Raw genomic sequence first — 24732 nt, forward strand, 5'->3', positions numbered from 1 at the left:
AGATGAGGCTGTGGCAAGAGCCGCGGGACTTCGACAGTTATGGCACTCGTTGCCGCTTGAGCGATTTAGTACACGAGAGAACTATATCTGGCTCGTTGTGGCCACCGTGTGCATTGGGGCCTTTATGGCAGCCCTAGATGCCAGCATTGTCAATGTGGCATTACCGGATTTAAGCACCTATTTCCATTCGAGTGCGTCGTTGGTGAGTTGGGTATTGATAGCCTACCTATTAACCTTGGCCACGTTGCTCACACTATTTGGCCGGTTAGCCGACATTTTGGGCAGAAGACCCCTTTATACCTTTGGATTTTTGGTCTTTATTGTGGGATCGGCGGCGTGCGGGGCGGCTGTCAATTTGCCGATGTTAATTATTTCGAGAATTTTTCAAGCAGCGGGTGCCGCCATGTTGCAAGCCAATTCCGTGGCTATTATCACCGCCGCGGTGCCAGCATCCGTTCGCGGCCGGGCTATTGGGTTTCAAGGATCGGCCCAAGCCATTGGGCTGTCTCTTGGTCCGGCGATTGGAGGAGCATTGATTGGCCTCTTTGGATGGCGAGCCATTTTCTATGTCAATGTACCGGTGGGGCTGATTGGGACGCTTATGGCGGCTATGATCTTGCCAAAAGACAGGCTACAAGGACACCACGCGACATTTGATTGGTGGGGGACCTTGCTCATGACACCGTTTCTGGTGTTACTCATGATGGCCCTGACCGAAGGACAGAGCTGGGGCTGGACATCACCTGCTGTCATCGGAATGTTTGTCGCAGCAGCACTGTTCCTTACAGGGTTTATTGTACGAGAGCTGTCGTTTCGGGCGCCGCTTGTGGATATGCGGTTGTTCAAAATTGCCATTTTTAGTTTGGGCAACTTCACGGGATTGTTGTCGTATTTGGCGATGTTTGGGGTGTTGTTTCTCATGCCATTTTATTTTGAACGCGTCTTGAACTATCATTCGGCCGTTACGGGGTTGATTCTTACCGCAGTGCCTTTGGGGATGACCGTAGCTGCGCCTAAGTCGGGCGCTTTAGCCGACCGCTATGGCCCGCGGTTGTTAACTACGGGAGGGATGGCCTTAACCGGTTTGGCGACGTTGATGCTCGCGTGGACCATTAGTCTTCATGCTCAGGTCATTCTTATTGTTATGGAGTTGGTCATGGTGGGGGTGGGATTGGGGATGTTTACACCTCCTAATAATTCATCGGTCATGGGGAGCTTGCCGAGTTCTCGGTTAGGCGTTGGGGGAGGCATTCTCAATATGGCCCGCTCACTTGGGATGGCCTTGGGGACGGCTGTTTCCGGTACGGTGCTGGCCATCTTGTTAACGGCGCATGGGGGCATTGAGCAGCCAGGAGGTCCCAAAGCGCCATGGATTCCTTCAACCCGCGTGGCGCTGTTGGTTTTAGTGGGGCTGTCTGCCTTAGCCGCGGTGCTATCCATTTTTCGAGTGGCAGGGAACAGTCGACCTGCCTCGGGACAGTCGCAAGAAAGCATGCCTTTAGAATGGTAATCAATAAATAAGGTGAAATGCATAGGACACCGCCGGCGATTACGGCGGTTTTTTTTATTAAACACTTCCATGGGACAACTTTTTTGGAATGGCAGGAATTTGGTAGCGCAACCACGAATAGGCATAGGACACAATATCCATAGTAAGAAGGGGGTGTTGTGGTTCTACGAGCAACACCTATTTGTGAGGAGGTATGACGCGTGGCCGAACAACTTCCCTACCGACTACCGCGCACTGTGGTGCCACACCGATATCAATTAGAATTTCACCCCAATTTATCACAAGGCGTGTTTTGGGGAAGGGCCGAAATTGCTATTGAGGTCTTAACACCCACGCAAGATATTGTATTAAATGCTGTGAACTTAACACTTGAGAATGTTGTGGTGCATGCTGAAGAACCAGGCCCCCCACCCCCCCCCCCCCCCCCCCCCCCCCCCCCCCCCCCCCCCCCCCCCCCCCCCCCCCTCCCCCCCACCCCCCCCCCCCCCCCCCCCCCCCCCCCCCCCCCCCCGCCCCCCCCCCCCACCAAAACCCTCCCCCCCCCCCCCCCCCCCCCCCCCCCCCCCCCCCCCCCCCCCCCCCCCCCCCACCCCCCCCCCCCCCCCCCCCCCACCCCCCCCCCCCCCACCCCCCTCCCCCCCCCCACCCCACCCCCCCCCCCCCCCCCCCCCCCCCCCCAACCCCCCCCCCCCCCCCCCCCCCCCCCCCCCCCCCCCCCCCCCCACCCCCACACCCCCCCCCCCCCCCCACCACCACACCCCCCCCCCCCCCGCCCCCACCCCCCCCCCCCCCCCCCCCCCCCCCCCTCCCACCCCCCCCCCCCCCCCCCCCCCCCCCCCCCCCCCCCCCCCCCCCCCCCCCCCACACCCCCCCCCCCCCCCACCCCCCCCCCCCCCCCCCCACCCCCCCCCCCCCCCACCCCCCCCCCCCCCCCCCCCCCCCCCCCCCCCCCCCCCCCCCCCCCCCACCCCCACCCCCCCCCCCCCCCCCCCCCCCCCCCAACCCCCCCCCCCCCCCCCCCCCCCCCCCCCCCCCCCCCCCCCCCCCCCCCCCCCCCCCCCCCCCCCCCCCCCCCCCCCCCCCCCCCCCCCCCCACCCCCACCCCCCCCCCCCCCCCCCCCCCCCCCCCCCAAAATCCCCCCCCCCCCCAACCCCCCCCCCCCCCCCCCCACCCCCCCCCCCCCCCCCCCCCCCCCCCCCCCCCCCCCCCCCCCCACCCCCCCCCCCCCCCCACCCCTCACCCCCCCCCCCCAGCCCCCCCCCCCCAACCCCCCCCCACCCCCCCCCCCCACTCCCCCCCCCCCCCCCCCCCCCCCCCCCACCCCCCCCCCCCCCCCTCCCCCCCCCCCCCCCCCCCCCCCACCCCCCCCCACCCCCCCCCCCCCCCCATCCACCCCCCCCCCCCCCCCTCCCCCCCCCCTCCCCCACCCCCCCCCCCACCCCCACCCCCAACCCCCCCCCCCCCCCACACCATGGCCCGCTTCTGTGGCGTACAAAAAAGAAGAAGAGCAGGCGGTTTTGCGCGTAAGCGCGCCATTGGCGTCTGGGACTTGGACGTTATCGCTTGAGTTTCGCGGAGTACTCGGTAATGATTTGCGCGGCTTTTATCGCACGACCGTTAAGGGTACAAATGGTGACGAGATTATTGCCTCGACCCAATGTGAGTCAACCGATGCCCGCCGCATTTTCCCCTGCTGGGATGAACCCGATTTTAAGGCCACATTCGCCATTACAATGGTAGTGCCTGAGCCTCTAACGGTTTTGTCCAACGCGCATGAGACCTCAAGCATGCTAGATGCACCAGGAATGAAGCGCGTGAGCTTTGCGGAAACCATGCCCATGTCCACGTACCTTGTGGCGCTTGTCGTGGGGCCTTTAGAGCTCACCGTTCCTCGCACCGTGCGTGATGTGCCGGTGCGGATTGCCGCACGCCCAGAATTTATGCATCTCACACGTTATGCTCATCAGGCTGCCGTGGATGCCTTGGCATTTTTTGAAAGCTACTTTAATATCCCCTATCCGGCAGATAAACTGGACCACGTTGCCATCCCAGATTTTGCGGCCGGCGCGATGGAAAACTTAGGGTGCGTGACGTATCGGGAAGAGGCGTTGCTGCTGGATGAAAATCAGGCATCGGCCATGGAAAAGATGCAAGTCGTCAGTACGATTGCTCATGAAACGGCGCATATGTGGTTTGGGGATATGGTGACCATGCGCTGGTGGAATGGGCTATGGCTGAACGAGGCCTTTGCGACATTCATGCAAATGTTGGCGACCGATGCTTTGCACCCAGAGTGGAATATTTGGACGCATTTTGGACTGGGACGCGCACATGCGTTTGCGGTGGATGGTCTGGCCTCTACGCGACCCATTGAATATCCTGTGGGTCCCCCTAGCGAGGCCTGGGCGATGTTTGATGTGTTGACTTATGAAAAGGGTGGATCGGTTTTACGCATGATGGAGCAATATTTAGGGCCTGAGATGTTCCGTCAGGGTGTCACCACCTATTTGAACCAACACCGTTTTGGTAATACGGAGACGGGAGACTTGTGGCAGGCCTTGGGGGAGGTTTCGGGACAACCTATTCGTGATGTCATGGACTCGTGGGTCTTCCAACCTGGCTATCCGTTAGTGCAAGCCGTGTTCTCACAGGACAGGGTATTGACCTTATCTCAAAAGCCATTTCGTTATCAAGGGGCGGGCAGTGGTACCTGGCAAGTACCCGTCGTCCTAGGCATCCACCAACAAGACGGGACGCATGATACACGCAATGTGTTGTTGGGCCCTGATCCCTTGACCATGACGCTACCTGATAACACTGCGTGGGTATTGGTGAATCAAGGGGGATGGGGATTCTACCGGGTGGCTTACGATGCGCCGCTATGGCAACGTCTCACCCAAGCCTTTGGGAGCTTGACACCACTCGAGCGCCTGAGCATTGTAGACGATGTGTGGGCCGGCGTGCTGGCTGATGAAATCCCTGTGACACAAGCCATTCAGTTGTGGCGGACGATGAAAGACGAGCGGGATCCGAATGTGTGGAATCTCGTCGCGGACCATATTGGCCTACTGTTTAGCATGGCGGATAAGTCCGGACAACAGGCGTTACAAGAGTTCGTCAGGCACATAGCGCATCCCGTGCTGGCGGAGGTGAAGTGGGAGGGATCGCCCGATGAAGACGTCAGCCAATCCCGACTGCGGGCGGTCGTCATCCGTCTTTTAGGAACGCTGGGGGCCGATGAAGCGGTTCGTGCAAAAGCCCGTCAACGCTTTATCTCATACCTCGAGAAGAGTATGAGCATTGCGCCTGATTTGCTCAACGCGGTTGTTATGGTCGTGGCCGATACGGGAGATGAGGAGCAGTGGGAGGTCATGTATCAGCAATTCAATGACGCGGCAACGCCACAAGATGCCGTCCGCTATTTGTATGCCTTAGCAGATTTTCCGGATCCTCTTCTGGCACAGCGGACCTTTGACTTATGCCTTTCCTCCGAAGTACGCGTGCAAGATGGGTCTTATGCGATAGGCCGGGCTCTGCGCAATCGGCATGTACGGGCGTTGGTCTGGGATCTTGTTGAGGAGCATTGGGATGCTTTATTGGCCAAATATCCCCCGTTTATGCTGCAGCCGCTGGTGACGCCAGTTGCCGCGATTGTTGAAGAGCACCTGGCTTCGCGTACGGCAGCATGGCTGCAAAGTCATCCGATCCCCGAGGCGTCCCGCCAAATCACACAAACCTTGGAATTCCAAGGCATTCATCAGGCGCTGGCCCGACGCATTCACGGCCACCTCAGCGAGTGGGTCCGGGGTTAAGTAATACGAAGGCTTTGGGCAATCGTGCCCAGCCAGGCCATATCGTGAAGGGGCACCGTCATGGATAAGGCAACATATCCGTGCCCCGCCCACGCTACATCTAAAATTTGAGATGCGCTCTGAGGAGTGCGGGTAATGGGGGAACCAAAGGCTTCGGGGCCTAAAGGTTGCGTAGCTTGAGGGGACTTCGCCGCGGTAATGTCAAGCACAATTTGGGTCGTGGCGGGAGAAGTGGTCCATGCCCACTGGCCGGAAGCTTGGGGAGCTATTGGCTTCACTTGTGACGGCAGGGTGAGCGAAATGGTGGCCCCGTTAAAATTCACGGAGACGGATTTCCATGTCGTTGACACTGAGCTCGGCGCCTTGGCTTGAGGTGTCGGAGCCGACGTCGTTTGTAAGTGGGCTGCAGGAATCGTCGTCGGTTTGTTCTTCACAGCGATCTGCGGATGGGGCTTAGGGAAGGGGAGCGGACCGGTGGCTAGTCGCGTCGTGAGAAGGCTATGAACGATGACGACGCCAAGGATTAAGAGCCCGGCGGTGAGGGCTGAAGCGACCCATAAAACCACCTTGAGGGAGCGAGGCTGAGTCCTGGTTGGCCCTTGGGGGAAAAGGGCGGTTCCACAGTGCTGACAAAAACGGTCATCCGCACGTATGGCATGCTGGCACTGTGGACAAACCAGGGGTTGGGGTGTTTTTGGGGAGTCTTCACGCAACGTCGCAAGCGCCTCCTGTCGTTTTTTTCTATTGTAATCCTAAGAAATGGCGTTGTTTTGGCGAAGTCTGCGGTTAGATTTAGATCCTCTTGACCGGTCGCTTTGTTAGCAACAGAGCTCCCAGAGACCCGCGTCGGGTCTCTGGGAGCTCTGATATCTGTCCCAAACCAGTTTAAAGCGGATCGTGCAATGAGAGGCGAAGTTGGCGCAGTTCCTCTTGGTTATGGGTATGGAGCAAAGCTGCTAAGGCCTCTAATCGGCTAAGCACAAAGGCTGAGACCTGTCCTTCGCGTTCAAGCGCACTACGCGCTTCGCAGACCCACTGCTCCATTAAATCGTGATCGCGCTGGAGAGGAGCCATCGCCGGAATATGGCGGTATAGGGCCGCCTCTTCGGTGTGAACGTGCCATAATTCTCGCTCTGTCCAGATGGCCACAATCACCCCAGCGAGTTCGTAGGCTTCGTTGTGGGAACCTGAGCGCATCGATACATGCAATAGACGCATGGCCGCATCAAGGTCGGCAGTCACAGAGGTGTGAATGGCTTGGTGGGCGGCAAGTTGTTCCAATCCACAAGAGATCGACATGGCGTCTGTGTCCTTTCGGCGCGATATATTTCTGGGTGCTTAGGCTCTTACGAAACCCCTGATTTAAACGTCATAATCCACATCGACATGCCCACTAATCCAAGGGCAATCACGATGCCAAGCCCTAGGGTGATAATGTGCCACGTTGACCCGCGGCTTTCGCGTAAGTGCATAAAGATTCCCAACTGCAACGCCGCCTGTGCTACGGCTAAGATGAGAATCACCGTAAGTAGGCCAATGGGCGACAAAATGTGTTGAACAACGGCCAAGAGTGCAGCGATAGTCAGAAGAAGAGAGCCTATATAGCCGAAGATCTGCAGCCAAGGAAACCCTTCCGATTCAAAATGCGGGGCTAGAAAACGCGCTTCGACTTCATCGCCGTTTCCGGTAGGGCCATTGGGCGAGATCGCAATGACGCGGCGTCCACGTTGTGATCCACGATTGAACATGGTGGAAAATCCTCCTTTCCGCTCGACTAAATTTTGCCGTTTAAATACACAACGGTGAAAATGAAGACCCAGATGATGTCAAGAAAGTGCCAGTAGAGTGCGAACATATACATTTTGCGTGTTGTAATCGTGGTCAGACCACGTCCTGCCAGTTGGATGATAAGGGTAATGGCCCACAAGATGCCAAAGGACACGTGGGCGCCGTGGGTGCCGACTAAGGTGAAGAAAGCCGATAAAAACGCGCTGTGATGCCAAGAATCACCGAGGGCAATATAGGACACGAACTCGCGAATTTCGGTGGTAACAAATCCGATGCCCAGCAAAATCGTGACAATGAGCCAAGCAATGGTGCCTGTTTTGTGACCGTGCCGCATTTCATAGACGGCGAGTCCACACGTAAAGCTGCTGGTCAGCAGTAATAAGGTTTCCACGACCGCGGGGCCCAGTTTAAATAATTGATCAGGTGAGGGCCCCGCCATGCCAATGCGGCTTTGGTAGACGGCATAGACCGCAAATAAGCTGGCGAAGAGCAAGAGGTCGGTGGCCAAAAAGGACCAGAATCCTAGAATTTTGAGACTTTCATGGTTGTCGGTAAACTCCAAGGGTAGTTTGGTCTGAGTGGCGTTGGGCTCAACGGGTAAATTCATCCTTGCAACCTCCCCAGTGCAGATTCTGTGTTTTGAATGACTTGGCGCGGGACTTCCTTGTGATCGTCGTAGTCAAAGGTTCCTACCAACATACACACCACAAATCCCAAGAACCCAACGACCGCTATCCACCACCACGAGAAAACCATTCCAACCGAGAACACGAAGAAGCTGAGGCCCATTAAGAAAGGAATCGCTGAGGATTTTGGCAATTCAATATCCTGGATTTCTTGTGGCTTAATTTGGATGACGTTGCTCTTGTGGTCTTGCTTAATCGCCCACCACGCATCGCGGTCCGTGACAACTGGGATACGTGCGAAGTTGTATTCGGGAGCCGGTGAGGGAGTTGACCACTCCAGCGTACGTCCATCCCACGGATCTCCAGTCACGTCAATTTCCCCGTGGATTTGACTCCATACAAAGTTATAAACCATCACCACGAAGCCTGCGCCCATCACGAAGGCCCCGATCGTTGACATCAAATTGAGACTGCTCCATCCAAATCCATGGGAATAGGTATACATCCGCCGCGTCATCCCCATAAATCCCAGCGCGTACTGGGGCATGAACGTGACCCAAAATCCTAAGAAGAACAGCCAAAATGCCCATTTACCCTGACGTTCATTGAGAAGGCGTCCGGTCATTTTTGGCCACCAATAATACACGCCAGATAGTAGGCCAAAGACGGTTCCCCCGATAATGACATTGTGGAAGTGGGCAATGAGGAAATAACTGTTGTGGAACTGGTAGTCAGCAGGTACTGCCCCTAACATGACCCCGGTCGCACCTCCCACGACAAATGTGGGAATAAAGGCCAATGCCCACATCATAGCCACGGTCATTTTGATCCGACCGTTCCACATAGTGAAGATCCAGTTAAAAATCTTAATGCCTGTGGGAATCGCAATGAGAATTGTTGAGAGGCCGAAAAACACGTTAACCGCGGCTCCCGCACCCATCGTAAAGAAGTGATGCACCCATGTGCCGTAACTCAAAAACGTAATAGCCAACACGGAATAAACCATGGTGGAATACCCGAAGAGTTTTTTTCGAGAAAACGTGGCGACAACTTCTGAAAATATGCCAAATGAAGGTAAAACCAGGATATACACTTCTGGGTGACCGAATAGCCAAAACAAATTGACATACATCATGGGCATGCCGCCTCGGCCTATTGTGAAGAAAGCGGTGCCAAACAAGCGGTCAAATAAGGTGAGCACCATAGCGACCGTCAAGGGCGGAAAAGCGAAAAGAATCAAGACAGAGGTTACCAGTGTCGTCCAAGCGAACATGGGCATGCGCATCAATGTCATGCCTGGGGCGCGCATACGCAAGATCGTGACCAGAAAATTTATACCAGTGGCGGTGGTTCCAATACCCGTGACAATCAGCGCCATGAGGTAGTAATTTTGACCGACGCCTGGGTTAAACGCAAGTTCGGTTAAAGGAGGATAAGACGTCCAGCCAGCGTTGGGTGATCCACCGATAACAAAGGAGATATTAAACAAGAATCCTGCAAAGGCAAAAAGCCAAAAGCTGATAGCATTAAGGCGCGGAAAGGCGACATCGCGCGCTCCAATCATGAGGGGAATGGCGATATTGAACATGGCAAAAATCAAGGGCATTGCCATGAAGAAAATCATGATCGTACCATGTGTCGTAAAAATCTCGTCATAGTGCAAGGGCCCCAAAAAGTGATTGTTGGGCACAGCTAACTGGGCTCGTAGCAGCAATGCATCAACGCCACCGCGAAACAGCATGGTGACCGCTGCGATCAGATACATAATCCCGATTTTTTTATGATCCACCGTCGTGAGCCATTCACGCCAGAGATACTTCCACCGGTGCCATCGGGTGAGGTAATAAATGATGGCGGCCGAGGTTAGGATGATAAGCACATCGGCGCTCAGCTCCATGTTGCGCGTAGTGCTGGGCGGAAACAGCTGGGCAAGGAGAGAAGACATGAGAGTGTCCACCTTTCATTAAAGATGCTCCACAGCTACTTCGGAGTGGGCTGCATTTCCATGTACATTCCGCCTTCTAAGGTAAAGCCATGGGTTTCCGCTGGGAATGTGGCAGCGGGGTAGGCTGAGTAATAGCGCGGGGCTATCCAGTTAAACTTTAAGAGCTGTCTGTAGTCGGCCATCGTCATGGGGGGTTTCGTGGTGCGCACGGTGTGGACCCAGGTATCGAAGGCGGCTTGAGATACGGCATGCACGTCGAACGTCATATGCACAAAACCCGAACCCGAAAAGTTGCCGCTGCGGCCCCAATAAAGTCCCGGTTTGCTGGCCTCTAGCCATAAGGGCAAGACTTCACTGGGCATGGTATATTCCATGCCGCCCAGCTGGGGCACCCAAAAGGTATTCATCGGAGAGTTCGCGGTTAATTCGAAGAGAACGGGGCGGTTGGTGGGAACGTCAATATAGTTGACGGTGGCGATATGTTGGCCGGGATATTCGAACAGCCATTTCCAATCCAACGAGGTCACGTCGATGACGATAGGGGTTTTTCCTGCGGGTATGCGGTCTAAGGCAAAGGTCTTATTCCATGTTGGAATGGCGATGATGGTGGCGGCCACAACCGACACGGCAATCACTCCCAGTTCCAGAGCACGGTTGTGATCCCATAGGGGACGGTAAGGAGCTTGATTACCGGGCTTTTCACGAAATCGGACCAAAGCAATGCCAAAGAGAACCCAAACCAGAAGGATAATCACTATCATTGTCGCCGCGGTAATTTCAATCAAGTTTAATTCACTGGCAGCCACCGGTCCGGCAGGATGGAGAATGACAAAATCATTTCCACACCCCGACACCGATAAGCCTATGGCAAGCGCAAGGACGGTAAAGCGGATCGCTCGTTTCGAGCGCTTAAGGGACATCTCGAACACTCCTTCATCAGGTGGTGTTGTACAAGTGGTTAAGCCTTGAAAATAGAGAAAATTTAGTCTACTAAGATTAAATGCGAATCGTTAACGGTGATGCTTTAAATGAACTTTGGTTGGTGCTAGAAACAACGAGCTCAAAACGCTTATGCAATAGGGATTAATCGCCAACGGCGTAAATCTCGCTTTGAGTATAATCTAGTTAAATCGCAAGATCAATAAGTTCAAATAGCGCGGCCTCATTATAATTTTTTATGTGTACACAGAAGGCGGAACATAAGGGTTCTGAGGTCTTGATAATCAAGTGTAGAGTGACTTTTTAGCGCGTGATAATCGAGTGAGTTTAAACTGAGTTAAATAGTATAGTTATAAGGCACAACAAGGGATAACGCGATGGATAAACCGGTCGGTAGGAGTGTGCAAAAACGAGAAAGTTCAGCGTTATTGAGCGTTATGTATTAAAGACTTAAGGACTTGTTCAAATAAGAACGTAAAGTTAAAACTTCAAAAGCGATTAGTCGAAAGGAGTTATACGAGACTCTGAACTTCCGAGAGAATTTTACAAGGTGTGGTAAGATAGGGCGAAATGGACGAAGAGGAGGCTGTCTTGTGCAACCCGATATGTCGCGATTACTTTCGATGGTTCTTCCCGATGACACCACGTTAGGAGAACCCTATTGGGCCATCATGGCCACGCATGACGGGCAGCTGACGGGCCAATTTTGGACCGTGTATCAAGCAGGGCATACGGTGATCCCCCTTTTTGAGGACCGTGATAGTGCGGAATCGGTGCGGGCTGTTTTGTCCCAAGAGGGGATGGTAGTCCGTGGCATTGCGTGGAAACATTTGCAGTTTCTGCGGCGCCGACCGCCTCAAGGAGCCGAATTAGGCGTCGTGCAGGGGTTTAGGGCACACGGTGAATTGACCATTGCATTGTTACCTCCAAGTTCTTAAGCCAACATCCTAGGGGGATAGTCACCATAGTCTTGCCGTGACGTGGCCTAGAAAGAGCCTCGGGGATAAAGCTCTACGGTTCACTCATTTTAGAACGCCGCACAATGACGAGCGGCGCTTTTTGGTTTTTGCGCGTCTTTTTCCCTCGTGCTTACCGTATCCACGGACAACATGGTTCACCAAGAAGTAACCAGATGTTAACCGATTCTTCATGTGCCCAACACTCGACCTTAACGTCGTGGCGCAATAATTTGAGATGTCGTTATTCGGTCAGTATCTTGCCCAAAGCTGTCATTTCCACAAGGCGGTGGGACGAAGGAGGGATGCTCGACTGCAGATCGTAGGCATTGTGGCCCAAAACCCAGCGCAATGGAAGTGTGATGTTTCGTGTCCGGTGCGGTGGAGAGAGTTGGTTTCCGTCAACCAAATTTTTGATGCTTTGCGTGACGGCGTAGTGGACGCATTGGCCTTGGAGTTGACGTGGTTTGATGATGTCGCGTGGTTGTCCGCAATTTTAGCCCATAGCTGGATGACGTCTATCAATCTTTTTCTGCTCGTGGAATATGAACAGCGTCGCTGGGTGCCCTTGGGCAATCCGTCCTCGTCGAGTCTTTTCTGTACGCCAGAGTCTGTGGGGTGCATTGTGCTCGATGCCAAACACCGTAAAGTTTGGCATCATGGTATGGAACTTGCGCTACCATGGCGAGCTGCAGAACTGCTCGCGCTTCTTGGCCAGCGGCCTGGTATTCCAGCGACGTTAGACAATATCAACCAGATGTCTTTGGAAATTGGCTGGCCATTATGGACGGAAGCCACCACGAAGGCCGCAGTGTATCAAATTCGGCGGGCCTTAGGGGAAGAACACGTCGAGACCATTAGGCGTCATGGGTATCTATTTGTGCCGTGTGAAATGCATGAAGCATCGTCTTTTAACGCAATCATCACGAGAGATTAATCCGATGGACGCGTGCCTTTAATGCGGTCTTGCCACACTGTACTCGAACCGCAAAAGGTCTTAACGTTTTCGCATACCAAAGGGGGCCCTAACGTGGAGCGCATTATTGTCACGAATGATGACGGATATCAGTCCATGGGCATTGAGCTACTCGCAGAGATTGCAACCGGGGCGCGATTTCAAACGTATGTGATTGCACCGGAAGAAAATCATAGCGGCCGAGCGCATTCAATTAGTTTTGGGGATCTTCATGTCCGCCGGATAGCTAGCCGAGGCGATCAGCGCTGGTTTGCGGTGAAAGGGACGCCCGTGGATTGTGTACGATTGGGGCTGTCGTCGTATTTCGACAGAAGTCCATTGTGTGTCCTGTCAGGGATTAATCTCGGGTGGAACTTGGGAAGGCATGTGATGACATCAGCGACTGTGGCGGCGGCACGTGAGGCTGCGGCGCATGGTGTTCCTGCTATAGCATTTTCGGCTTCGCAGCATTGTAGTTGGGATCATGTTGCTCCCATGATTGCGCGGCATTTGGACGACTGGATTGCGTATGCGGCAAGTCGCCCAGGAACCTACCTCAACATTAATCTTCCCGAAGCTGCAACCAAACAGTGGCGGTGGACGGCCTTAGATGCACGGCCGGTCACGATGCGGGTAATGAATATTCAGCCGAGTCTGTTAGGGGACCGTATTGAGTATGAGTGGGTGGATGAAGGCCCGCTTCGTGTGCCTGGGATTTTAGGTGACCGTGAGGCGGTCGCCGAGGGCTTGATATCCGTCACTGCTCTTCACGCAACTCAAGATGATGCTGCCCCATTCTCCGACGATAACTGGGATGTATCTAACGGATAGGATTTTATCACGGTGAGGATCCACCTCAGCCGCCTTGGGGCGGCTTTTTTAGTGCCTATAAGTATTTTAGGAAGAACGCAAGCGGATTCGGTGGCCTACGACGTTCTGGGCGGCTAAGAATCCGCTTAACACGGCAGAGAGGGTGCCAGGACCCGGAAATACCGTATCCCCGGCTTGATAGAGATGGGGGTGGGCGGTACGTGACCCTGCGATATGAAGCAATTGTTGGGCCGTCAGCGGGATGCCACCGACGCCGTGCTTATGGAGAAAGCGGTAATAGGTAACAGGGGTGGCGACATAGACCGCGCTGGAAAGCGCTGCGAGATGAGGCAGGACCCGGTCGCATGCGGCCATGACCTGCGCCGCCGCTTGCTCTTTGCGGGCGTGGTAAACGGACCTTGGCAACCGAGGGTGCCAATACTGTACGGCTGTATGGGCTGTTGCTGTCCACAAAATGTCTTGAGCATTAGAGCACAAGTTGTGATGGAACGTCAGGTAGACGGCCCCATGCAAATAAGAGGGGCGGCCTGTTATATCAGGCAATACGATTTGAAATGAACGGGGCAAATGGGAGGCCAACGGCATAGGCAAGTGGCGACGCGCTATGACCCCATCAACGCGAAAGGCCCCGGTAGATGGGGTCATGGGCGACCAAGGGGTGTGCGTCACGTGAGCGGACGGCCCGGGTAACGGACGCCCGGTGGCATTAATCACGTCGGAACACTCGTTGGGCTCTTGAGGACCGGTACTGATAGACCACTGCTTTAACGATTCGTCCCAGCGACACATTTTGACGATGCTGCGGTAATGCAAACGCCCGCCCGATCTCTCAATGCGTTGTACTAAAGCGTCTGCAAGCGTGCGAAGGCCGCCAGTTATCGTGTAACTTCCCCGGCGATACATATCCAAAGCGAGGGATGCCATGAGTGCCGATGCGTTTTCGCTGGTGGTTTGGATACTATCGATTAATAAGGCGTCCAGCATTTGCATAAAGGCTTGTTGGTCGGGCGTCTTGGGAGGATACAGGTGATAAGTCGACAACAGGCTACGCCAAGGCTGGGTGAAATAACGAGCCAGGCCCCACCAAGACCGCGGATATTGCCATAGGGTGCTTGCGGCTATCCACACGTCATGCCAAGAGCTAAGTGGCCAAGACCATTGCACCTTGGCTAATGCGTATAGGCTATCGGCGATGAGCTGGCTTTGATGAAAGAGACGAGATATTTGTGGGGCAATGGACGGGAATTTTTGTTGCCATTCTTGCGTTTGCACAGAGGTCTCAGTATAAATGCCCACGGCACGATCAGCTAACACAATATCTAAGGGGTGGTGCAAGACATGCGCCGTCACGTTAATGTCCAAAGCGGTCAGCAGTTTTTGTAACGCTCCATGCTCCTCAAGCCCAAAGGCAATAGTCGCCCCGGTTGGAAACCGGCATCCCCCTAAAAGATAATCGCTGGCGCATCCTCCGGGGGCGTCGGCGCGTTCGAAGACGTCCACGGACCAACCTTCTTGCGTGAGAAAAGCGGCAGCTGTCAGGCCTGCGAGCCCTCCGCCAATAATGCCGACGCTTCGTTTGACCAAATGTTATCGCTCCTGTCGTTTGACCATTTTATTATACTGCGGGCATCAATTTAATAAAAAACGGCTGTGGTTCACTAAATTTTTAGCAGGCGGAACAAGAGATTTGTTGGAATTGATTGATATAATGCGCGCATTAGGAGGGGAAGGCATGCTGCTAAGTCCCAGCGAGCAAGAAAAGTTGATGATTGTCGTGGCCGGTGACTTGGCGGCTCGGCGACTAGAACGAGGTCTTCGCCTCAATTATCCCGAAGCCGTTGCGTATATTGCTGCGGCATTGATGGAAGGAGCGCGCGACGGTATGAGCGTTCCAGAGTTGATGTCTTATGGCGCTACCTTACTAAACAGGGGCCAGGTCATGGAAGGGGTGCCTGAAATGGTGGACAGTGTGCAAATTGAAGCGACATTTCCCGATGGCTCTAAACTGGTGACCGTGCACCAGCCCATTCGAGCGACCAAGGAGGCGGCAAAATGATTCCTGGCGAGATTTGCTATGGCGAGGGTCAGCGGGTCATCAATGGGGACAACGATCCCGTCGTATTGTCGGTAAGTAACCGGGGTGATCGTCCTGTGCAGGTGGGCTCGCATTTTCACTTTTTTGAGGTCAATGCCGCTTTAGCCTTTGATCGCCCAACAGCTTTTGGAATGCGCTTAGACATACCGGCGGGAACTGCGGTGCGCTTTGAGCCGGGAACAAGTCAAGAGGTATCACTGATCCCTATTGGAGGCGCTCGTCGGATTTTTGGGCTCAATGGGTTGACGGAAGGGTCGTTGGACGATCCCCTTGTCCGTAAGGCGGCATTGGAAGCTGCGCGCAAACAGGGGTTTATGGGGGAAAGCCAATGAGCCGCATGAGCCGCCAGCACTATGCCCATGCCTATGGTCCGTCAACCGGAGACCGCATCCGGTTGGCGGATACGAATTTGTGGGCCAAAGTTGAGGCGGATTGGACTGTGCCGGGTGATGAAGCCAAATTTGGTGGAGGTAAGGTGGTGCGCGATGGCATGGGCCAATCCGGATGGAAAACATCGGCGGAGGGTGCGCCCGATCTGGTTATCACCAATGTTGTTGTTATGGATACTTGGGGCATTGTCAAAGCCGATGTGGGCATCAAAAACGGAAGAATTGTTGCCTTAGGGAAGTCTGGAAATCCGGACATCATGGGCGGCGTCCATCCCGCTCTCGTGATAGGCCCAGGCACGGAAGTGATTTCAGCGGAAGGGCTGATTCTTACCGCGGGCGGTATTGATAGCCATGTCCATTGGATTACTCCCACACTGGCTCGTCAAGCCCTTATGTCCGGTCTGACAACGCTTATTGGTGGCGGTACGGGACCAGCTACAGGCACGAATGCGACGACGGCCACGCCAGGCCCATGGAATATCGAGCGGATGCTTCAAGCTTTGCGTAATGTCCCGGTTAACGTCGGGTTGACGGGAAAGGGCAATGCTGCGTTTCCAAACCCCTTAGTGGAGCAGGTGCAAGCCGGGGCGATTGGCTTAAAACTTCATGAAGATTGGGGCACTACGCCCCGAGCTATTGACACGTGTCTAACGGTTGCCGATGCATACGATGTCCAAGTCACAATTCATACGGATACGCTCAATGAAGCGGGGTTTGTCGAGCGGACACTGGACGCTATAGGCGGCCGTACGATTCATACGTATCACACCGAAGGCGCAGGAGGTGGCCATGCACCGGATATATTGCGCGTCGCCGCATTTGCCAATGTGTTGCCGTCATCAACAAACCCTACACGTCCTTATACCGTGAATACCCTTGCAGAGCATCTGGATATGTTGATGGTGTGCCACCATTTGGACCCGCGGTTACGTGAAGATGTGGCGTTTGCAGATTCCCGGATTCGCGGCGAAACCATTGCGGCGGAAGATGTGTTGCATGACTTGGGGGTCTTGTCCATGATTTCGTCTGATTCCATGGCCATGGGCCGGATCGGGGAAGTCATTTTGCGAACATGGCAAACCGCGCACAAGATGAAAGAGGAACGGGGTTCTTTAAGAGAAGATGATGGCGAGAGCGATAATTGGAGAATTCGCCGCTACCTGGCGAAATATACGATAAATCCCGCGATAACCCATGGGATTGCGGAACTCGTCGGTTCGGTCGAGGTTGGCAAATGGGCCGATTTAGTGTTATGGCATCCGGCGTTTTTTGGCGTAAAACCGTCTTTGGTTATCAAAGGAGGACTCATTGTGGCGGCCATGATGGGGGATGCGAATGCCTCAGTGCCCACGGTTGAGCCGGTATTGATGCGGGAAATGTTTGCGGCCCAAGGGTCGGCGCCGTCTCACTTGGCATGGACGTTTGTATCTCGCACGGCGTTTGATAGCGGCCAAGTCCAATCCTATGACTTACAGCGCCCCTTGTATCCTGTCCAACATTGTCGTGCGATTTCGAAGCGGGACATGGTTCTTAATCACGAAACTCCAGATATTCGCGTAGATCCCGAAACGTACCGCGTCTATGTGGATGGCGAGCGTGTGACGTCCAAACCGGCCGCCGCTTTACCTTTAGCGCAGCGGTATTTCTTATTCTGAGCTTGGGGAGAGGAGACAGGTCTATGGAACCCGTATCGGTGACCGCCGTGATTGGGATATATGAGGAGCATCAGACGGAGAAAACCATTGATTGGGTGGACATTGATGTAGAGCTGTGCGACAAATTGCGTTGGAAGAAAGAGACAGAACAAGGCCGCTTACTGCTCGTCGATTTACCTCGCTTTACGACCATTGGCCATCACGATGTTCTTTATGATGATGGGCACTATCAAATTGTGGCGCGGATGCAGCCAGTTGCGGTGTGGGTTATGGAACCCAAGACGTTTGAGGAAATGGGAACTTTGTGTTATCACATCGGCAATTTGCACCAGCCGTGTTTGGTGGAGGGGCACACGGTGCTAGCGCCACCGGAAGAAAGCTTGCGGGCATTAGCGCACGCGCTGAAGGTTTCGTGTCGTCAAGAAGAACGGATTTTGCCGCGGGGCTTTGCGACCAGAAGTCGGAGCGGGCATCGCCATGCCCTCTGAACATCACCTCTGGGAAATGTTGCAATTTCTCGATGGCTTGTTCCCCTCGGGGACATTTGCCCACTCTTTTGGGTTGGAGACGATTGTGCAAGAAGGGTGGGTTTCCGGGGAGGATTGCTGGATGGAGTATCTGAGAAAAGTTCTTGAGGATAGCTGGGCTTGGACAGATGCTCTCGCGGCAACCCAGGTATGGCGGGGGCATGATAATGCGCTTGTGGAGGAGGTAGCGTCCATCGATGGGGTGTTGAGTGCAAGCCGGGCTAGTCAAGAATCCCGGGAAGGGTCTTTATTAACGGGACGCCGGATTTTGCAAGAAGCGGCTGCGTTGTTAGACAGTAGGGAACTGCAAGCCTACCGAAATTTAACGCGGGTTTACAAAGAGCTGGGTAACGCTGCAGTCATAATTGCACTTCTAGGCCGAGTGAGAGGGTGGGGGGAACGTGCGACATTAACAGGATACGCCTATTTCTCTCTGTCAGGCATGGTGCAGGCACTGGTGCGTCTAATCCCCTTGGGTCAGTCGGCGGGCCAACGGATGTTGCATCACTTGCGGCCTGTGGCATTCACAGCCCTGCAGGCTGTTCAAAACACTACACTGGATGACCTTTGTAATCATATGCCGATGTGGGAAATTGCCGGCATGCGTCATCAGGGATTGTATTCCCGTCTATTTCGCTCCTAAGGCCGTTAAGTCCGTTTGTGTGAAAATGTCCGCCCTGCCAGGCGGAGTTGTTAATCAAAGGAGGCGGTGGCATGAAGCCTGTGCGGATTGGCGTGGCGGGACCAGTAGGGTCGGGGAAAACAACGGTCGTAGAATGGTTGGCGCGGGCGTTGAAAGAGGAGTATAGCGTGGCTGTTATCACGAATGATATTTATACCCGCGAGGACGAACGGATTTTAGTGGAAAGTGGAGTATTGCCTTCAGACAGGATAAGGGGTGTGGAAACGGGGGGATGCCCCCATACGGCGATTCGCGAAGATGCATCGGTGAATTTAGATGCGATGGATGATTTGTGTGCCCTGTTTCCAGATCTCGACATTCTCCTCATTGAGAGTGGCGGCGATAACTTGGCCGCGACCTTTAGTCCCGAATTGGCCGATTTTGTCATTTATGTCATAGATGTGGCGGCTGGAGAGAAATTGCCGCGTAAGGGAGGACCGGGTATTCAAAAATCGGATCTCTTAGTCATTAACAAGACAGATTTGGCCCCGTTCGTGGGAGCACGGCTTGAGGTGATGCGTGCAGACACCGAGCGCATGCGTCACAAGCCTTACGTCTTGACCAACCTTAAAACCGGGGACGGGTTTTGGGAACTCTTGAGAATTGTCAAACGCGATGCACTCTTTACCGGATTGGATGGCGCTGTAGGTGGGGACTAATCGGCAATGGATTCACGCCTTCCCCGACCGAGTGGAGGTGTACGCGGAGCCTCCGCTTCATCTATTTGTTTTGCGACAGCGTGATCCGGCCTATGTCGTGGCGGCAGAACTGGGGGGCATCTTGGAGGACGACCATTGGGAAACAGAAATCACGGTGGAACCGGGCGCCCAACTTGTTGTGGTCCAGCAAGCCGCGACTAAGATTTTCAGTATGCCTGATGGATCAGGACGTCACGACCGACGAATTCATGTCAAAGACCACGCAACTCTCGTGATGGTCCCAGGGCTTTTTATTCCGTTTAAAGACGCTAATTATAGCCAGACAATGGTATGTACGGTGGGAGAGCGGAGTCGGTTGATGACGGGAGAACAGATCGTCGCAGGGCGGATTGCTTCGGGTGAGGCCTTTGGATTCCAGTCGTTTAGCAGCACCGTGACCGTGCATCAAGACGGGGCTCTATGGCCGAGCTATCATTCGCGTCAAGTTTTTGAACCGGCCAGGGTCCGTCTTCAACAGCAGGGCTACTGGGGATCCTTTCAGGCTTGGGGCGAGCTCTTAGCGGTGGGATGGAAGGCAAACGGCGTTACGACGGCGTTACCGCAGGCCGATATCTTGCCTGGACCATACGGAGATAATCCGTTAGCAAAGCGTCAAGAAAATCAGGAGATTTATTGGGGTGCCTCTCCCATTGCGGGAGGCATGCTGTGGCGCATGTTGGCGGACGACGGGGCGACGGTGGAGAGACATTTAATAGCGGTTATGAAAAGGGTGGCGTGGCCTGAAATGGGAGAACCTTTTATGCTGCTGGGACAAGGTGGACAATGGCAGTGAGTAAAAACGAGAGGTTGGACCTTAATTCCTTCCAAAAATAGACGTTTGAACGATCAGAACGTTCTGTAGAATGATTCGTCCCAGTGCTTCTTCGGTGGGGGCCAGGGCTTTTGGGCGCACAGTTCTCCGTAAATCCATACCCTGATCGTCTGCCCTTTGAGCTGAAAGCTCTGGGGTAAACGGAGCTCATGAACACGGTAATGACTTCTAACGCCCGATGTGGTAAAGTAGGAAAAATTCCAAAGGGGCGAAAGATCGTGAGTCATCTTGAGAGTACTCTAGACACCTTGTATCAACGTCATCTAGAACTTAGCAACAAGGTGGACTGGGGATATCACAACCTTTTGCCGTGGGAACGTGGGAAAAATTTTAATGAGCATCCGTGGAGCCCGAATCAAGGAACGATTAGTCCTGAATTGACGGTTGCTGTTGAAACCGCCATGTTGACGGAGATTAATTTGCCATGGTTTACGGCGGGCCTTAAGGCGGTGTTTGCTCAAGCTCCGTCCGCGTTAAAGGCATTCGTTCATACATGGACGCGCGAAGAGGACCAGCATGGACGGATATTAGATGTCTATCTCTTGCTGAGTCGTAATGGGGAGCCTGAAGCGCGGGACCAAGTCCGCAAAAATGTGATTAGTAACGGGTGGCAAAACGACGAAGGGGATCCATTTGCGGTAATGGTCTATACGAGCTTGCAGGAATTAGCCACCCGTGTTTTTTATCTCAACTTAGCACGGGCTGCCGAGAGTCAAGATCCAGTGTTATCAAAGATCCTCCGTGTGATTGCGAAAGACGAGACGCTCCATTATGCCTTTTACCGGGATGCGGCAAAGGCTTATATTGATGACGACCCGTCTCGGATTGCCACCGTGTGTCGTATCATTCCGAAGTTTGTCATGCCCGGATTTGGTATGCCCAATTTTCGCCAGCGCCTGCACGTCATTGCAAAGTACGCGAATTACGGCATCTACGCGTATTACCAAAATGTCCTGAAAGTGGTTCTCGAATTTTGGGGAGTGCTCCATTATGATGTGTCGGCAGGAACTCGTGAAGCAAGGCGGACACTCGATCAATATCTTGTGAAGCTTCAGCGTCTCGCAGGGCGTCAAGCGCCTGCAATGGATTAAATCCGCACAGGGGTCACGTAGGGTGACCTTTCGTGTACCACCCCGTTTTTTTCAAAGACAAACGCTAGCAAGTTCGCTATGCTGATATCCAAGAGCTGTTCAGTGCGGGAATAAGGTGGCGTAGGTCGTGCGGGTGCCAATGTGGAAAATGATTTTTTACAGCAGCAACCAACTTGGCGTAAATTTATTGTGGCAAGCGTTCAATACGGTGGCGGTATTTTATTATGTCACCGTGTTGAACGTGCCGGGCGCCGCTTTATCGCTCGGCTTGATTGCTTTTGGAATTATTAACGCATTTTTCAATTTGTTTGCCGGCTACCTGAGTGACCGCACGACGACGCGGTGGGGGCGCCGTATTCCTTATGTGCTGGTGTCCGCATTGCCCTTTGGACTCGCCTTTTATTTTCTGTTTAGCCCGCCTCGGCTGGGGGTTACGACATTGATTTATTATTTTTTGACATTGACCTTTCTCTTTGATTTCTTTTTTACCGTCACAACACTCAACATCATGGCCTTGTTTCCCGAAATGTATCAAGAGTCGCACCAACGTAATTTTGTCTCGGCTTTGTCGCAGGTCTTTGGAATTGTGGGTCTCATTTTAGGGGTTGCGTTGTCCAAGTCTTTAGGCCAACTCATTGGGTGGGGAGCCATGGCGTTGGCGTTTGGATTGCTGGGCAGTTCTTCCGTATATCTCGCCCTTTTCGGCAGTTTTGAAGATCCTGCATATCGGGCTGTGCCCGCGTTGGCTTTTAAGGATGCGATACGGGCCACCTTCTCAAATCGTCAATTTGTCTTTTATGTGGTGGCTAGCTTTTTGATTCAACTGGTCACCACCATGCTGACGACGATTGCAGCCTTTTACACGAAGTATGTGGTGCCCTTGTCTCCCTTGCAGTATAGCCTTTTTATGGGCGCAATTTTTGTTGTGGCGATTCCTGTGTCGTTTTTGTGGGCTAAAATCGCTAATCGCTTCTCCAATGCGACTGCGACCCTTCTCAGTACGGCATTGTGTGCACTCACATTGCTCTCATTTTTGTTTGACCACTCTCCGAGCGCCGTCATTGGTACGGGAGTGATTTTGGGGCTGTCGATATCAGGATTTCTTGTCTTGCTAAATGTGCTGTTAGCCGACGTTATTGACTATGATGCGAAACAAACCGGTCAGCGCCGAGAGGGTATGTATTTAGGCATGAATGGCTTCATTGTACGGATTGGATTATCCGTGCAATATGCCATCATGGCGCTGTTCTTCGCCGTCAGTGGATTTGATTCCCGGCGCACTATCCAAAGTGCGCGGGCAATTTGGGGATTTCGGATTTTGCTTGGCGGACTGCCTGTCGTGTTGTTAATCGCAGCGTTGGGTTTCTTGTTGGCGTACCGTAGGCAAACCCTGGTGGCAGAAAGTGCCTGAGATTCGCCTCTATTGCCTTTAAAAGAAGCCCCGCGTAAACGCTTAGCGCGAACGACATACGAGCTGGGTCTCTTGTGTGGGATAAAAAGACCGCGGTTCGGCACGTTGTGTCGCCGGAAGTATCTATTGTATCATCAAAGAACGTTATGATTTTAAAGGAGGGGCGCTCATACGCTGTCAATTTGAATCGTGGTTATGGGGAACAATGACTTTAGCGTTTACCTTGGCGACAGCCTTAGCAATTGGAACGGCGATTTGGCAGTGGGTGACCTCGTATCCCCACTTATTAGGCGCTTTGCATACCAGTGTTGATCCGTTAATGCTAGCGTTCCTCTTCGCCGAGCTGGCTCACACCGCTCGCGTCATGCAATCAACACACCATCTTCGTCCCGAATTGATTATCATTTTGCTATCGTTAGCCTCTGCCCGCCACTTGCTGGTGCTGTTAACGGTCACAGACCATCCGAGTATTTCTAGCCTCTGGGCGAGTGGAGCCCTCACCACGCTGTTTGTGATCGTGTGGATGGCGTGGGCTATCGTGGCAGCCCGTACGAAAGCAGAGAGCCAAGAAGCCCGCGACAAATCACCTACGGTATAAGACCGGGTGTCAAGCGTGGCTCTACGCTGTTCGTTCTTGATATGACCATGTCTGGGGTGAATCGATAAGGTGACACGACGCCAAACGCCTAGGCTAAGCGTTTGGCGTCGTGTGTTTGGCTTGCTATTTCTTGAACACGAGGACGTTAAACGTGTTGTAATCGTTTTCGAATGTAATCGATTCGAACTTCACTTGATCCGAAAATCCTTCAATCGTTTTGGGAATGGCTCCCCAAAAATCCTCGTGCGCAATGACAATCATGGCCAATTCTCCGGGTTCTAGATCCTTGACCGCTTCCGCAATCCGTGGGCGCCGCTCACTAGCCGGTAAGCCCTTCAGATCTAATAGTTTCATGTTGTCTCACTCCTTTGCAATAGTCAAGCAGAAGCTAAATTGAAGCTAGTGCAAGAAAATCTCTTTACTTGTCCTTACCTTACCTGCTAAAGCGCCCCATCGCATATCACCTATCCGTACGATTTGTATTGACCTCATACAAGAAAGGTGTGTGACAAGGCCGTCCGAAAGGCGTAGTGTACAAGGATAGCCTTATGATGTCCTTTTGATGAGGAAATGACACGCACGTGAACTTGGGGATGACAGGGTGCTTGCCGTGGATTCTCTCTAGCGCCAGACGTTGCTGGGGCCATGGCGTCCGCGTCTATGGCCTCCTTGGCCCCGGCATTGTTGTGGATATACAGCCGACGGGCTTTGGCTTTGGTCGTTCAGCAATGGCCGGGAATCGTCTGCTGAACGACGGTTGGTGGGCATGGGGGCGTCTTGTGATAGGGGAGTGGACAGGGACGATGTGGGCTTTGGCGGAAGTTGATGAGGTTCTCTTGCTGCTTCCCAGCCCCGCTTGGCAAAATCTGTGACGGCCTCGGCGTGTCGGTACAAAAGTTGGACAACATAAGGGTTGCGCGAATGAGCTTCGACGAGAATGCCCTCAGGGCGTGGTTCTACGCGTTGATTGATTTCGTCTGCGTACCGGAAAAGTTCGGGAAAAAACGGATCCCAACGGCGCATGACGAGTCCTTTGCGCATGCGTTCTTCCATTGCCAGCACATGGTCATGCAATAGGGCTACGGTGACCGGATCGGTAGATGTCGTCAGGGTACGAATACCATCTGCTAGCTTCTCCACAGTTCGTTTCGTTGTGGCATGACGGTCAAATAGTTGGTGTCCGACCTCTTGATCGTGTTCTTTGGCGGCGTCCCAGCCGTAATAAATGGGTTGCATAGGCGAATCACTCCTCAGACATCTTTTAATAACAAGTTATTCTAAAATAACCTAAAATAAAAGACGACAATACGGCCTATTTTTTCTCGACTCCGGTGGAGTGTTATCACTCGAACGAATCGGTTCGTTGGGAGGGATTCTGATGGACACGGAGT

24 protein-coding genes are annotated in these 24732 nt (G+C 53.8%); 15 read left to right on the top strand and 9 right to left on the bottom strand.

The features are described from left to right. Positions 1 to 10 precede the first annotated feature (10 nt). Positions 11 to 1510 (top strand): DHA2 family efflux MFS transporter permease subunit, encoded by a 1500-nt coding sequence (locus ORD20_RS02475; RefSeq protein WP_103376337.1) that lies wholly within the window; start codon positions 11 to 13, stop codon positions 1508 to 1510. Between the two features lie 1485 nt (positions 1511 to 2995). Then, positions 2996 to 5323: a M1 family aminopeptidase gene (locus tag ORD20_RS02480; protein ID WP_430626491.1), complete on the top strand. Its 2328-nt coding sequence runs from the start codon at positions 2996 to 2998 to the stop codon at positions 5321 to 5323. Here ORD20_RS02480 and ORD20_RS02485 read toward each other — a convergent pair. The 6 genes from ORD20_RS02485 to ORD20_RS02510 all read right to left on the bottom strand — a co-directional run bounded on the left by ORD20_RS02485 (position 5320) and on the right by ORD20_RS02510 (position 10602). Further along, positions 5320 to 6036 (bottom strand): zinc ribbon domain-containing protein, encoded by a 717-nt coding sequence (locus ORD20_RS02485; RefSeq protein WP_146039085.1) that lies wholly within the window; start codon positions 6034 to 6036, stop codon positions 5320 to 5322. The genes ORD20_RS02480 and ORD20_RS02485 overlap by 4 nt on opposite strands. A gap of 172 nt (positions 6037 to 6208) precedes the next feature. Next, on the bottom strand, positions 6209 to 6622 hold the full coding sequence (locus tag ORD20_RS02490) for a hypothetical protein (protein WP_103376334.1): 414 nt from the start codon (positions 6620 to 6622) through the stop codon (positions 6209 to 6211). A 47-nt stretch (positions 6623 to 6669) separates the two neighbouring features. After that, positions 6670 to 7071 (bottom strand): cytochrome C oxidase subunit IV family protein, encoded by a 402-nt coding sequence (locus ORD20_RS02495; RefSeq protein ID WP_103376333.1) that lies wholly within the window; start codon positions 7069 to 7071, stop codon positions 6670 to 6672. Between the two features lie 26 nt (positions 7072 to 7097). Beyond that, positions 7098 to 7718: a cytochrome (ubi)quinol oxidase subunit III gene (locus ORD20_RS02500; protein WP_103376332.1), complete on the bottom strand. Its 621-nt coding sequence runs from the start codon at positions 7716 to 7718 to the stop codon at positions 7098 to 7100. Next, a complete protein-coding gene (locus tag ORD20_RS02505) occupies positions 7715 to 9682 on the bottom strand; it encodes a cytochrome c oxidase subunit I (protein WP_103376331.1) in 1968 nt (655 codons plus the stop codon). Before ORD20_RS02505 ends, ORD20_RS02500 begins: the two co-directional genes overlap by 4 nt. A 35-nt stretch (positions 9683 to 9717) precedes the next feature. Continuing rightward, positions 9718 to 10602 carry a cytochrome c oxidase subunit II gene (locus ORD20_RS02510; RefSeq protein WP_103376330.1) on the bottom strand — a complete coding sequence of 295 codons (885 nt, stop codon included), beginning with the start codon at positions 10600 to 10602 and terminating at the stop codon, positions 9718 to 9720. Positions 10603 to 11214: 612 nt separating this feature from the next. Here ORD20_RS02510 and ORD20_RS02515 point away from each other — a divergent pair. The 3 genes from ORD20_RS02515 (at position 11215) to surE (ending at position 13363) form a co-directional block, all read left to right on the top strand. Next, positions 11215 to 11559, top strand: a complete 345-nt coding sequence (locus ORD20_RS02515) for a hypothetical protein (RefSeq protein WP_103376329.1) — start codon at positions 11215 to 11217, stop codon at positions 11557 to 11559. Between the two features lie 307 nt (positions 11560 to 11866). Continuing rightward, positions 11867 to 12514, top strand: a complete 648-nt coding sequence (locus ORD20_RS02520; RefSeq protein WP_146039084.1) for a winged helix-turn-helix domain-containing protein — start codon at positions 11867 to 11869, stop codon at positions 12512 to 12514. A gap of 93 nt (positions 12515 to 12607) precedes the next feature. After that, positions 12608 to 13363 carry a 5'/3'-nucleotidase SurE gene (surE, locus tag ORD20_RS02525; protein WP_158246352.1) on the top strand — a complete coding sequence of 252 codons (756 nt, stop codon included), beginning with the start codon at positions 12608 to 12610 and terminating at the stop codon, positions 13361 to 13363. Positions 13364 to 13429: 66 nt separating this feature from the next. Here the strand turns inward: surE and ORD20_RS02530 are convergent, their stop codons facing one another. Further along, positions 13430 to 14947, bottom strand: coding sequence for a phytoene desaturase family protein (locus tag ORD20_RS02530; protein ID WP_103376326.1), 1518 nt, complete (start codon positions 14945 to 14947; stop codon positions 13430 to 13432). Positions 14948 to 15095: 148 nt separating this feature from the next. Here ORD20_RS02530 and ureA point away from each other — a divergent pair, with 148 nt between their 5' ends. The 10 genes from ureA to ORD20_RS02580 all read left to right on the top strand — a co-directional run bounded on the left by ureA (position 15096) and on the right by ORD20_RS02580 (position 23341). Beyond that, the gene (gene ureA, locus ORD20_RS02535) at positions 15096 to 15419 is read left to right on the top strand and encodes an urease subunit gamma (RefSeq protein WP_103376325.1); all 324 of its coding nucleotides are present in this window, start codon (positions 15096 to 15098) and stop codon (positions 15417 to 15419) included. After that, a complete protein-coding gene (locus ORD20_RS02540; RefSeq protein ID WP_103376324.1) occupies positions 15416 to 15790 on the top strand; it encodes an urease subunit beta in 375 nt (124 codons plus the stop codon). Before ureA ends, ORD20_RS02540 begins: the two co-directional genes overlap by 4 nt. Next, on the top strand, positions 15787 to 17502 hold the full coding sequence (gene ureC / locus ORD20_RS02545) for an urease subunit alpha (RefSeq protein ID WP_103376323.1): 1716 nt from the start codon (positions 15787 to 15789) through the stop codon (positions 17500 to 17502). The genes ORD20_RS02540 and ureC overlap by 4 nt, the downstream gene beginning before the upstream one ends. A 23-nt stretch (positions 17503 to 17525) precedes the next feature. Then, positions 17526 to 17990, top strand: a complete 465-nt coding sequence (locus ORD20_RS02550) for an urease accessory protein UreE (protein ID WP_103376322.1) — start codon at positions 17526 to 17528, stop codon at positions 17988 to 17990. After that, on the top strand, positions 17980 to 18672 hold the full coding sequence (locus ORD20_RS02555; protein WP_103376321.1) for an urease accessory protein UreF: 693 nt from the start codon (positions 17980 to 17982) through the stop codon (positions 18670 to 18672). The genes ORD20_RS02550 and ORD20_RS02555 overlap by 11 nt, the downstream gene beginning before the upstream one ends. Before the next feature lie 71 nt (positions 18673 to 18743). After that, a complete protein-coding gene (ureG, locus tag ORD20_RS02560) occupies positions 18744 to 19370 on the top strand; it encodes an urease accessory protein UreG (protein ID WP_103376320.1) in 627 nt (208 codons plus the stop codon). Continuing rightward, positions 19360 to 20202, top strand: coding sequence for an urease accessory protein UreD (locus ORD20_RS02565; protein WP_103376319.1), 843 nt, complete (start codon positions 19360 to 19362; stop codon positions 20200 to 20202). The genes ureG and ORD20_RS02565 overlap by 11 nt, the downstream gene beginning before the upstream one ends. Before the next feature lie 257 nt (positions 20203 to 20459). Next, positions 20460 to 21332 carry an acyl-ACP desaturase gene (locus ORD20_RS02570; protein WP_103376318.1) on the top strand — a complete coding sequence of 291 codons (873 nt, stop codon included), beginning with the start codon at positions 20460 to 20462 and terminating at the stop codon, positions 21330 to 21332. A 127-nt stretch (positions 21333 to 21459) separates the two neighbouring features. After that, on the top strand, positions 21460 to 22743 hold the full coding sequence (locus ORD20_RS02575) for an MFS transporter (protein ID WP_207654687.1): 1284 nt from the start codon (positions 21460 to 21462) through the stop codon (positions 22741 to 22743). Between the two features lie 205 nt (positions 22744 to 22948). Continuing rightward, on the top strand, positions 22949 to 23341 hold the full coding sequence (locus ORD20_RS02580; protein ID WP_103376317.1) for a phosphate-starvation-inducible PsiE family protein: 393 nt from the start codon (positions 22949 to 22951) through the stop codon (positions 23339 to 23341). A gap of 123 nt (positions 23342 to 23464) precedes the next feature. Here ORD20_RS02580 and ORD20_RS02585 read toward each other — a convergent pair whose 3' ends face one another. Further along, complete coding sequence (locus ORD20_RS02585; protein WP_103376316.1) at positions 23465 to 23695, bottom strand: DUF2249 domain-containing protein; 231 nt, start codon at positions 23693 to 23695, stop codon at positions 23465 to 23467. Between the two features lie 267 nt (positions 23696 to 23962). Next, positions 23963 to 24577, bottom strand: coding sequence for a hypothetical protein (locus ORD20_RS02590; RefSeq protein WP_103376315.1), 615 nt, complete (start codon positions 24575 to 24577; stop codon positions 23963 to 23965). Positions 24578 to 24732: the final 155 nt, after the last annotated feature.

The sequence above is a fragment of the Sulfobacillus thermotolerans genome, assembly GCF_039623705.1.
Lineage (GTDB): Bacteria > Bacillota > Sulfobacillia > Sulfobacillales > Sulfobacillaceae > Sulfobacillus > Sulfobacillus thermotolerans.